At 40.8% G+C, this 10,984-nt stretch carries 10 protein-coding genes; 8 read left to right on the top strand and 2 right to left on the bottom strand.

Annotated elements, in window-relative coordinates:
• Positions 1-424: aminotransferase class IV (locus tag DV63_RS13135; RefSeq protein WP_020982417.1), on the top strand; the 424-nt coding region annotated here is incomplete at its 5' end.
• A gap of 4 nt (positions 425-428) precedes the next feature.
• Here DV63_RS13135 and DV63_RS13140 read toward each other — a convergent pair.
• Positions 429-1,124, bottom strand: a complete 696-nt coding sequence (locus tag DV63_RS13140) for an outer membrane protein (RefSeq protein ID WP_000473413.1) — start codon at positions 1,122-1,124, stop codon at positions 429-431.
• Positions 1,125-1,257: 133 nt separating this feature from the next.
• On the opposite strand from DV63_RS13140, the gene DV63_RS13145 reads away from it, so the two are divergent.
• From DV63_RS13145 to DV63_RS13165, 5 genes are read left to right on the top strand one after another with little or no spacing between them, the layout of a single operon-like run.
• Positions 1,258-2,391 carry an ABC transporter permease gene (locus tag DV63_RS13145; protein WP_000845758.1) on the top strand — a complete coding sequence of 378 codons (1,134 nt, stop codon included), beginning with the start codon at positions 1,258-1,260 and terminating at the stop codon, positions 2,389-2,391.
• On the top strand, positions 2,391-3,176 hold the full coding sequence (locus tag DV63_RS13150; RefSeq protein WP_000991536.1) for an ABC transporter ATP-binding protein: 786 nt from the start codon (positions 2,391-2,393) through the stop codon (positions 3,174-3,176). Before DV63_RS13145 ends, DV63_RS13150 begins: the two co-directional genes overlap by 1 nt.
• Positions 3,161-3,976, top strand: coding sequence for an MlaD family protein (locus DV63_RS13155; RefSeq protein WP_000439524.1), 816 nt, complete (start codon positions 3,161-3,163; stop codon positions 3,974-3,976). Before DV63_RS13150 ends, DV63_RS13155 begins: the two co-directional genes overlap by 16 nt.
• A gap of 2 nt (positions 3,977-3,978) precedes the next feature.
• On the top strand, positions 3,979-4,656 hold the full coding sequence (locus DV63_RS13160; RefSeq protein ID WP_001202833.1) for a hypothetical protein: 678 nt from the start codon (positions 3,979-3,981) through the stop codon (positions 4,654-4,656).
• Positions 4,657-4,674: 18 nt separating this feature from the next.
• Positions 4,675-5,262, top strand: coding sequence for an META domain-containing protein (locus DV63_RS13165; protein WP_001053504.1), 588 nt, complete (start codon positions 4,675-4,677; stop codon positions 5,260-5,262).
• Between the two features lie 176 nt (positions 5,263-5,438).
• On the opposite strand, the gene DV63_RS13170 is transcribed toward DV63_RS13165, so the two are convergent.
• Complete coding sequence (locus tag DV63_RS13170) at positions 5,439-6,491, bottom strand: cytochrome-c peroxidase (RefSeq protein WP_000748413.1); 1,053 nt, start codon at positions 6,489-6,491, stop codon at positions 5,439-5,441.
• Between the two features lie 147 nt (positions 6,492-6,638).
• On the opposite strand from DV63_RS13170, the gene dnaE reads away from it, so the two are divergent.
• Entirely contained in the window at positions 6,639-10,274 is a 3,636-nt protein-coding gene (dnaE, locus tag DV63_RS13175; RefSeq protein WP_000662178.1) for a DNA polymerase III subunit alpha, read from the top strand.
• Positions 10,256-10,984, top strand: a 729-nt coding sequence (locus tag DV63_RS13180) for a pseudouridine synthase (protein ID WP_020982418.1), incomplete at its 3' end; no start/stop codon positions are given. The genes dnaE and DV63_RS13180, both read left to right, overlap by 19 nt.

Consider the following 10,984-nt stretch of genomic DNA (forward strand, 5'->3'; position numbering starts at 1 on the left):
AATGGCTGTAGAGCAAGGCTATGATGATTGCATTTATTTAGATCCTGCCACGCACACTAAAATTGAAGAAGTGGGGGCGGCGAATTTTTTTGGCATCACGCATGATAGTGCCTTTATCACCCCGCATTCGCCAAGCATTTTGCCAAGCATTACCAAAAAAAGCTTGATGGTTTTGGCTAAAGAATATTTGAACCTGAAAGTAGAAGAGAGGGAAATCCTAATGGATGAGTTGGGTGCGTTTAAAGAAGCTGGAGCGTGCGGGACAGCTGCGATCATTACGCCCATTAAAGAAATTATGCATAATAACAAGTCTTATTTTTTTGAAACACCGGGCAATATCACTAAACAACTCTATGATTTGCTTTTATCCATCCAGCAAGGCGAACAAGAAGCCCCTAAAGATTGGATTTTTGAAGTTTGCTAAAAGGTTAAAATTTATAGCTGTATGCCGCATAAAATAAGGGCGAAGTCTCAAAGCGTTTGGAGCTAGAAAGCAATCTGGCGGTGGGTAAGATCTTAAACCCTAATTCAATGCGGTGTCTTAAAAAAAGCGTGAGCATGACCCCCCCATTAATCGCTAAACCCCCTGAAACCACAGAATGTTTAAAAAACTTGAAATTTTGCTTGTCGGTATAAACGACTAAAGCCCCCCTAGCTCCTCCAAACGCTCCCAAATAATGCTTATAACTCCCTAACGGGAATTCCATAATCACATCCAAACCCACCGCAAGCATGGTAAAAAAAGAGTTGGTAGGATCTTTATGGCTTTGGTAATTCACTTTTCCTGACCCAAGATCCCATGCAAAAACCCCCCTGATCCCAATGTATTTTTTAAAAAAACTTTGCACGCCGGTTTTTAAATTGAGCGTGGCGATCCAATCTTTTATTTCCTTGCCTTGATAGTCCCTAATGGCCTCTACAGCGCCAAACCCTCCTAAAAAATACCATCCGCTTTTGTGGCGTGTGAGCTTTTGGCGGTTAATGATGCTCCTGTAGAGCTTTTCATGGGCTTCTTGGTAGTTTTTTTTAGGGGTTTTATTATGCAAAATAGGCATGGCTTCAAGGGGCGGAATAACAAATCCCCCTATTAAGAAAACGCCAAAAAAAATGATTTTTTTAAACATTTTAAAAATAATCAATCCTTTATTAAACAGAATATTGTTTAACCTTTTGTTTTATCATTGTGTTAAAATAGCCGTTTTAACAAACAAGATTTTGTTAATAGATTTTACCTAATCTAAGAGAGAATATATTTTAATGAAGACAGAGAAACAAAAATTTTTAGAGATGCGTAAAGATGGGGCGAACTCTGTGCTGATTTTAAGAGGGGATTGGGATTTTAAAACGAGCGTGTTTCGTTTAGATGAGTTGAAAAAAAATTTATTAGATCATCAAGGGCCTTTAAAAATGGATTTTTCAGGGTGCCAAAAAATAGATTTTGTTTTTGGCATGTTTTTATTTGATTTAGTCAAGGAGCGTTCTTTAAACATTGAATTGTGCAACGTGAGCGAGAATAACGCATGCGCTTTGAAAGTGGTTAAAGACTGGCTTGAAAAAGAAGAGGATTTAGAGTCTAAAAAAGCGGGTAAACACTACGAACCTTTGATCACTAAATTGGGTAAGAGTATCGTAGAGACTTACAACACCTTTTTAAACGCGTTCAATTTTTGCGGCATGATTTTATTTTACTTCATTAAAAGCGTTTTCAACCCCAAACGCTTCTGTATCACTCCTTTGCTCTATCATATCAATGAATCCGGGTTTAAGGTTTTGCCCGTGAGTATTTTAACGGTGTTCATCGTGGGGTTTGCCGTTGCTTTACAAGGGGTTTTACAATTACAAGACTTGGGCGTGCCTTTAATGTCGGTTGAAATGACGGCTAAACTCGCTTTAAGAGAGATCGGCCCTTTTATTTTAACTCTTGTGGTTGCTGGGAGGAGCGCGAGCAGTTTTACCGCGCAAATTGGGGTGATGAAGATCACTGAAGAATTAGACGCGATGAAAACCATGGGTTTTAACCCTTTTGAATTTTTAGTGTTACCCAGGGTGTTAGCATTAGTGATTGTTTTGCCTTTATTGGTGTTTATTGCCGATGCGTTCGCTATTCTTGGGGGCATGTTTGCGATTAAATACCAATTGGATTTAGGCTTCCCGAGTTATATAGACAGACTGCATGACACAGTGGGTTGGAATCATTTTTTGGTAGGGATTGTCAAAGCCCCTTTTTGGGGGTTTGCGATTGCGATGGTAGGGTGCATGCGCGGGTTTGAAGTCAAGGGGGACACTGAGAGCATTGGGCGCTTGACCACTATTAGCGTCGTGAATGCGTTGTTTTGGATCATTTTCTTAGACGCTGTTTTTTCCATTATCTTTTCTAAGTTGAATATATGATGAACGCTATTAACAATCAAGTCTTAATTGAGGTCAAAGATCTCCATAGCGCTTTTGGGAGCACCATTATTCATAGGGGCGTGAGTTTTAGCGTGCATAAGGGCGAAGTGATGGCGATTTTAGGGGGTTCAGGGAGCGGTAAAAGCACGCTTTTAAGGTGCATGATCTTACTCAATCGCCCTACAAAGGGGGAAGTGTTGCTTTTTGGGGAAGATATATGGAAACTCAAAGAAAGAGAGCAGCAAAAGATTTTTAACCGCTGCGGCATTTGCTTCCAGTTTGGGGCGTTGTATAGCTCTTTAACGGTTTTAGAAAATGTGGGCGTCATGCTAGAACAATACGGCGCTTATTCTAAAAAAATCGTTGAAGAAATTTCTAAAATGTGGATTGAAAAAGTGGGTTTGCCCCCTAGGGCTTACCACCTTTACCCCTATGAATTGAGTGGGGGGATGAAAAAGCGCGTGGGTATAGCTAGGGCCATGGCGACTAACCCGGAGATCTTATTTTTAGATGAGCCTACAAGCGGGCTAGATCCTTATAGCGCGGGCAAATTTGACGAACTCATCATGACGCTCAAAGAGAGCTTACAGCTTACGGTGGTGATGATCACGCATGATTTGGACTCCGTGCATGATTGCGTGGACAGGTTTATCATGCTCAAAGATGGGCTATTAGAGTTTAACGGGGATTTAAAAGATTTTATTAAAAAAGCTCAAACTCAAGGGCTAGATGAAGGCAATTTATTCAATTCAACACGAGGAGAGAAATTTTGGAAAGGCATGTGAATTACACTTTAATCGGCGGGCTCTTCTTTTTATGCTTAGTTTGCATGGTAGGCTTTATTTTATGGCTAGGCCATTTGGGATTAGATGACGGGAAGTATTATGAATATGTGGTCTATACGGACAAAGACTTGGGAGGCATTGCGACCAACTCGCCCGTTAATTACAAGGGGATTCAAGTGGGTAATGTTATTAAGGTGGGTTTTGCAAAGGATAAAGTGGGGGTGGTCCGTTTGGATTTGATGATTAAATCCAGCGTTAAGATCCGTAAAGACTCCAAAGTGGCGGTTTCTTCTAGGGGGCTTATGGGGTTAAAATTTTTAGCCTTAGAGCAAAGCCACAATGAAGAATTTTATGGCAGCGGCGATAAAGGGGAGCGGATTTTGATCTTTAAAGAAGGGCTTATAGATCGCTTGAGCGTGGATGCTAACCAAGCGATGCAAGAAGTGATGAAAGCGATTAAAAACGTGAATAAGATTTTAGATGATGAAAATGTGGAAAAATTCAAGCACATTCTTGCTTCAGTAGATGATCTCATCGCTAACTTGGATTCAAGAAAGACGCAATTTGACGCCTTGATTGGCAACGCTAACAATCTTGTTTCTAATGTCAATAATGTGGCTTTAAATGTGGATAAACGCATCAAACAGGGGCAATACGACTTTAAAGCGATGTTCACTCCCTTGATCATGCAAGCGCAGTTGAGCTTAAGAAACATTGATAATTTTGTGGAAAAAGGCTCTGCTTTGATAGACAAGTTTGACGCTAACCCCTATAAAACGATTTTTGGAGAAAGGAAATAATCATGAGAGCTACGGCGATAAAAATCTTTTCACTCTCATCAGCATTAGCCCTATTGCTTCAGGGTTGCTTGAGCATCAATTTAAAACAAATGCTACCAGAGATCAGAACTTATGATTTGAATGCGAGTTCCTTTGAAATCACGCAATGCCCTAAACCTTTGACTGAAGTGAGGCTCATTAGTATTTTGAGTGCGGATTTATTCAACACTAAAGAGATCGTCTTTAAAGCCAAAGACGGGCAGATCACGCATGGGAAGCACCAAAAATGGATAGACTTGCCTCGCAACATGTTAAAAACCATGTTCATGCAAGAAGCGCAAAAAGCATGCTTAGGCGTGGCTTTGCCCCCTTATGGCGCGGGCGCTCCAACTTATGCGGTCCGTTTTACGATTTTATCGTTTTCTCTTTTAGAAAAGGAAAATTCTACCTATAGGGCGGAATTTGCGCTAGGCTATGATATTAGCGTGAAAGGCGATTCGCATTCTGGAGTGATCATTAAGCATGAAAATATTTCTAGCTTGGAAAACAAAACGACCAAAACGAGTAAAAATGGCAATCAAGATTTTCAAGAAAGCGCGATACAATCCCTCCAACATGTAAGCGTGCAAGCGATGCAAGAAGCGATTTCTTTGATTAAAAAAGCGGTTGAAGCGCAAAGCGTAAGCCCGTTAAAAAAATAAAACATAAGGAGGAATTGTTTGAATTTACGATTGGCTGGAGCAAGCGTTTTAACGGCTTGTGTCTTTTCGGGGTGTTTTTTTTTAAAAATGTTTGATAAAAAACTTTCTAGCAATGATTGGCATATCCAAAAAGTAGAAATGAATCATCAGGTGTATGACATTGAAACCATGCTCGCTGATAGCGCTTTTAGAGAGCATGAAGAAGAGCAAGATTCCTCTCTAAATACCGCTTTACCTGAGGATAAGGCAGCAATTGAAGCCAAAGAGCAGGAGCAGAAAGAAAAAAGAAAACACTGGTATGAGCTTTTTAAAAAGAAACCAAAGCCTAAAAGCTCTATGGGAGAGTTTGTGTTTGATCAAAAAGAAAACCGCATTTATGGCAAAGGCTATTGCAACCGGTATTTTGCCAGCTATGTATGGCAGGGCGATAGGCACATTGGGATTGAAGACAGCGGGATTTCAAGAAAAGTGTGTAAAGATGAGCATTTGATGGCGTTTGAATTGGAATTTATGGAGAATTTTAAGGGTAATTTCACGGTAACTAAGGGCAAGGACACGCTCATTTTAGACAACCAAAAAATGAAAATTTATTTGAAAACGCCTTGAATGGATTTTTGGTTTCAAAACAATCTAAGATCGCTAAATTAGGGATTAAAGAGAAATTTTAAGCGCTTTTTAAGAGGTTATCGCTCGCTTTTGGCTTTTTTATTGTTAATCGTAAAAGAGGCTTTGAGCGTTTTTGGATTTAGCGCTAAAAGCCCCCCTAAAAGGACTTTTTAAAATCAAAAAGAGGGTTTAGGGGTTTTGTCTGTCATTACAGGGAGTTCTGGATAGAGTATTTTAGGTTTTTTACCCTTTAAGGCTCCAAAGAAAGTTTCAATTTTTTTCGCTTCTTCATCGCTGATTTTAATGCCCAACTGGATAGAGCCCATTTCTTTAACCGCATCCTTGACATCCCAAAATTGCCCGTTATGGAAATAAGGCATCGTTTCAGTGATATTCCTTAAAGTAGGCACTTTCACAAGCCCGTTTTTATCGCCTTTGAAATCGCCCACATTAGCGAATTTATAAGGTTTGACCACCCCCAAAGGCTGCATCGTTCCCCCAAGATTAATGCCGTTATGGCAAGCCACACAGCCTTTAGAAATGAATAAATCCAGCCCTTCTTTTTCGGCTTTACTGAGCGCTTTAGGATTGCCTCTTAAAAAATCATCATAACGGCTTGGGGTGATGAGCGTGGCTTCAAACATAGCGATACTATCGGCGATCAATTTAAAATCAATTTTGACTTTAGAGCCGTAAGCTTTTCTAAAGAGTTTGACATAGCCTGGCATGGAATTGATTTTTTCTACCACCACTTTAGGATCAGCCCCCATTTCAAAAGAAGATTGGATGGGCCCTTGCGCTTGTTCGTTTAAATGCGTAACCCTACCATCCCAAAACTGCACATCGTTAAACACAGAGTTATACACCGTTGGGGAGCTTAAAAGGTGGGGGTTTTTCTTCCATTGAGAACCGATAGCGCTTGGGACTAAATCCACCCCGCCTAAGCCTAGATTATGGCATGTGTTGCAAGACACGAGGTAGGAAGTGGAAATCCTAGGGTCAAAATAGAGCATTTTGCCTAATTCCACTTGAGCGGGGGTCATGATCTCGCTGTTTTTGGTGCCAATGCCCACATCTCTGGTTTTTTTAATCTGGTATTCTTTGAGCGCTTTGCCCATAGGCATAGGCTCTAATTGGCTTTCCCTCGCTTTTTTGATCAACTCTAAATCGTTCAAGGCATGGGCGCAAGAAAAAGCCAAGCAAACGCCCCATAAAATGGATTTTTTCATGATGAACTCCTAAAATAGCATTAAAAATAATAAAAACTTTCTTATTATAACCACCATTTTAAAATAATTTACCACTAAATGAACCGATAAAGAGTTTTTTAAAGAGCGGTAGGTATAATGGCGTTAAATCCAAATAGGGGTTATACAATGAAAGAGAATAAAGCCTTCACGCATTTGCACTTGCACACGGAATATTCGCTTTTAGACGGAGCGAACAAGATTAAAATTCTAGCCAAACGCGTTAAAGAATTGGGCATGAAAAGCGTGAGCGTAACTGACCATGGGAACATGTTTGGAGCGATTGATTTTTATACGAGCATGAAAAAAGAAGGCATTAAGCCTATCATCGGCATGGAAGCGTATATCCATAATGACGACAATCTTTCTAGCAAAGAAACCAAGCAACGCTTCCATTTGTGCTTATTCGCTAAAAACCAAGAGGGCTATGAAAATTTGATGTTTTTAAGCTCTATGGCGTATTTAGAGGGGTTTTATTATTTCCCGCGCATCAATAAAAAACTTCTAAGGGAGCATTCTAAAGGCATTATCGCTTCTAGCGCGTGCTTGCAAGGGGAAGTCAATTACCATTTGAATACCAATAATGAGAGAAACCGCAAGTATGGGGCTAAAGGCTATGATGAAGCCAAAAAAATCGCTTGCGAATACCAGGAGATTTTTGAAGACGACTTTTATTTAGAAATCATGCGCCATGGCATTTTAGATCAGCGATTCATTGATGAGCAAGTCATTAAAATGTCTTTAGAAACAGGGTTAAAAATCATCGCCACCAACGACACCCACTACACCATGCCTAATGACGCTAAGGCTCAAGAAGTAGCGATGTGCGTAGCGATGGGTAAAACCCTAAACGATAAGGGGCGCTTGAAACACTCCGTGCATGAGTTTTACATTAAGTCCCCTGAAGAAATGGCAAAGCTCTTTGCAGACATTCCAGAAGCTTTAGAAAACACCCAAGAAATCGCTGATAAATGCGTTTTAGAGATTGATTTAAAAGACGATAAAAAGAACCCCCCAACCCCTCCAAGCTTCAAATTCACTAAAGCTTACGCTCAAAATGAGGGACTGGATTTTGAAGATGACGCTTCTTATTTCGCTTATAAGGCTAGAGAGGGCTTGAAAGAGCGTTTAATTTTAGTGCCAAAAGAAAAGCATGATCAATACCAAGAACGCTTAGAAAAAGAAATTGAAGTCATTACGAACATGAAATTCCCGGGGTATATGCTGATTGTGTGGGATTTTATCCGTTACGCTAAAGAAATGGGCATTCCTGTAGGGCCTGGTAGGGGGAGCGCGGCCGGGAGTTTGGTGGCTTTTGCTTTAAAAATCACGGATATTGACCCTTTGAAATACGATTTGCTCTTTGAAAGGTTTTTAAACCCCGAAAGAGTCAGCATGCCTGATATTGATACGGATTTTTGCCAGCGTAGGCGTAAGGAAATCATAGAATACATGATTGAAAAATACGGCAAATACAATGTGGCCCAAGTCATCACCTTTAATAAGATGCTAGCTAAAGGCGTGATCAGAGATGTCGCAAGGGTTTTGGACATGCCTTATAAAGAAGCCGATGATTTTGCCAAACTCATACCCAACCGCTTAGGCATCACGCTTAAGGGCTATGAAAAAAATGGCGAGTTCATAGAGGGGGCGTGGGAATTAGAGCCTAAAATCAAGGAATTAGTAGAAAGCAATGAATTAGCCAAACAAGTGTGGGAGTATTCGCTCAATTTAGAGAATTTAAACCGCAATGCGGGCGTGCATGCCGCAGCCTTGGTGGTGGATAGCCAAAAAGAGTTGTGGCACAAGACCCCTTTGTTTGCCTCTGAAAAAACCGGCGGTATCGTTACGCAGTATTCCATGAAGTATTTAGAGCCGGTGGATTTGATCAAGTTTGACTTCTTGGGGCTTAAAACCTTGACCGTGATTGATGATGCGCTTAAAATCATTAAAACGCAGCATAAAATTAGCGTGGATTTTTTATCGTTGGATATGGACGATCCAAAAGTGTATAAAACGATCCAAAGCGGGGATACGGTGGGGATATTCCAGATTGAATCCGGGATGTTTCAAGGGCTTAACAAACGCTTAAGACCTTCAAGCTTTGAAGACATTATCGCCATTATCGCGCTAGGCAGACCAGGGCCTATGGAATCAGGCATGGTAGATGATTTTGTCAATAGAAAGCATGGCATTGAGCCTATCGCTTATGCGTTTAAAGAATTAGAGCCGATTTTAAAGCCCACTTACGGCACGATCGTCTATCAAGAGCAAGTGATGCAAATCGTGCAAACGATCGGCGGTTTTAGTTTGGGTGAAGCGGATTTGATCCGCCGCGCTATGGGGAAAAAAGACGCTCAAATCATGGCGGACAATAAGGCTAAGTTTGTAGAAGGCGCTAAAAATTTAGGGCATGACGGCCAAAAAGCGGCTAATTTGTGGGATTTGATCGTTAAATTTGCCGGCTATGGTTTCAACAAATCGCATTCAGCCGCCTATGCGATGATCACTTTCCAAACGGCGTATTTAAAGACTTATTACAAGCATGAGTTCATGGCAGCGATGCTCACTAGCGAATCCAATAAGATTGAATCCGTGGCGCGCTATATTGATGAGGTCAGGGCTTTAGAAATTGAAGTGATGCCCCCGCACATCAATTCTTCTATGCAAGATTTCAGCGTAGCGGAGTTTAAAAATCCAAAGGGCGAGTTGGAAAAGAAAATCGTGTTTGGTTTAGGAGCGGTTAAAGGGGTTGGGGGTGAGCCGATTAAAAACATCATTGAAGAAAGGGCTAAAGGGGATTATAAGAGTTTAGAAGATTTTATTTCACGGGTGGATTTTTCTAAACTCACTAAAAAATCTTTAGAGCCATTAGTGAAATCAGGGAGCTTGGATAATTTAGGCTATACCCGAAAAACCATGCTCGCTAACTTGGATTTGATCTGTGATGCTGGGCGCGCTAAAGATAAGGCTAATGAAATGATGCAAGGGGGTAACTCCCTTTTTGGAGCCATGGAAGGCGGAACCAAAGAGCAGGTTATTTTAGACATGATTGATTTGGGCGAACATGACGCTAAAACGCTTTTAGAATGCGAATACGAGACTTTAGGCATCCATGTTTCAGGCAATCCCTTAGACGAGTTTAAAGAAGAAATTAAGGGCTTTAAAAATTTAGTCAAAAGCATTGATATTGAAGAGCTAGAAATTGGCTCGCAAGCTTATTTGCTGGGTAAAATCATGGAAGTCAAGAAGAAAATTGGCAAACGAAGCGGTAAGCCTTATGGCACAGCGGACATTTTGGACAGATACGGCAAGTTTGAACTCATGCTGTTTGAAAAGCAATTAAACGCTTTAGAAGAGTTGGATATTAATAGACCTCTAGTGTTTAAATGCAAGATTGAAGAGCAAGAAGAAGTGGCGCGATTAAGGCTTTTTGAAATCTTGGATCTAGAGAGCGCTAGAGAGGTTAAAATCCCTAAAGCCCGCTATAAAGACCCTGACAAGCAAAAAGAAGAGGTGCACGAAATCCCCCCCATTGAAATACTCGCCTCCAGCTCTTGCTCTTTGGCGATCGTGTTAGAAAACGATGTGAAAAAAGAGTTTTTAAGACAAATCAAAGAGAGCGCTTTAAAACACCAGGGCAAACACCCCTTGTATTTGATCATCAAAGATAAGGGCAAGCAATTCAAAATCCAAAGCGATCTCATGGTGAATGAAAAGATTAAGGACGATTTTAAAGGGTTAGAGTGGAGGGATTTGGCTTGAGGATCAACCAGTTTTTAGCCCATTACACCAAACACTCAAGAAGAGAAGCTGAAAAATTGGTTTTAGAGGGGCGGGTGAAAATCAATCATGAACATGCCAAACTTGCTAGCGTGGTTAAAGAAAACGACAAGGTGTTTTTAGACAAGCGACTCATCAAGCCTTTAAAAAACAAAAAATTCAGCGTGTTAGTTTATCACAAGCCAAAGGGCGAATTAGTGAGTAAAAACGATCCCTTAAAACGGCGCGTGATTTATGAAAGCTTGGAGAAAAAATACGCTCATTTTGCGCCGGTGGGGCGTTTGGATTTTGCGAGTGAAGGGGTGCTATTATTGAGCGATAGTAAGGCGGTGGTGAGCGCTTTAATGCATGCAAATTTAGAAAAAGAGTATCTTGTTAAAATCCAAGGCTTTGTTACAAGAGAGATAGAAAACGCGATGCAAGAGGGCTTGAAATTAGAAAACGCTACTAAGGGAGCGCACCAAAAAACCCCCATTAAAAGCATGGAATTCGCCCCCTTTATTGGTTATGAAATCATCAAAAACCATGCCAAATACTCCAAACTTAGAGTCGTTATCAATGAGGGGAAAAACAGAGAATTGAGGCGTTTTTTCGCGTTTTTTAACGCTGGAGTGTTGGATTTAAGGCGCGTTCGTTATGGTTTTGTGAATTTGAATGCCTTGCCGGTAGGGAAAACGCGTTTTCTAAACCGC

The organism is Helicobacter pylori FD535, from assembly GCF_000296015.2.
Taxonomy (GTDB): domain Bacteria; phylum Campylobacterota; class Campylobacteria; order Campylobacterales; family Helicobacteraceae; genus Helicobacter; species Helicobacter pylori_CT.

Coding starts and splice junctions, on each gene's coding strand:
- DV63_RS13140 (WP_000473413.1), bottom strand. CDS start 1,124: ATGTTTAAAAAAATCATTTTTTTTGGCGTTTTCTTAATAGGGGGATTT.
- DV63_RS13145 (WP_000845758.1), top strand. CDS start 1,258: ATGAAGACAGAGAAACAAAAATTTTTAGAGATGCGTAAAGATGGGGCG.
- DV63_RS13150 (WP_000991536.1), top strand. CDS start 2,391: ATGAACGCTATTAACAATCAAGTCTTAATTGAGGTCAAAGATCTCCAT.
- DV63_RS13160 (WP_001202833.1), top strand. CDS start 3,979: ATGAGAGCTACGGCGATAAAAATCTTTTCACTCTCATCAGCATTAGCC.
- DV63_RS13170 (WP_000748413.1), bottom strand. CDS start 6,491: ATGAAAAAATCCATTTTATGGGGCGTTTGCTTGGCTTTTTCTTGCGCC.
- dnaE (WP_000662178.1), top strand. CDS start 6,639: ATGAAAGAGAATAAAGCCTTCACGCATTTGCACTTGCACACGGAATAT.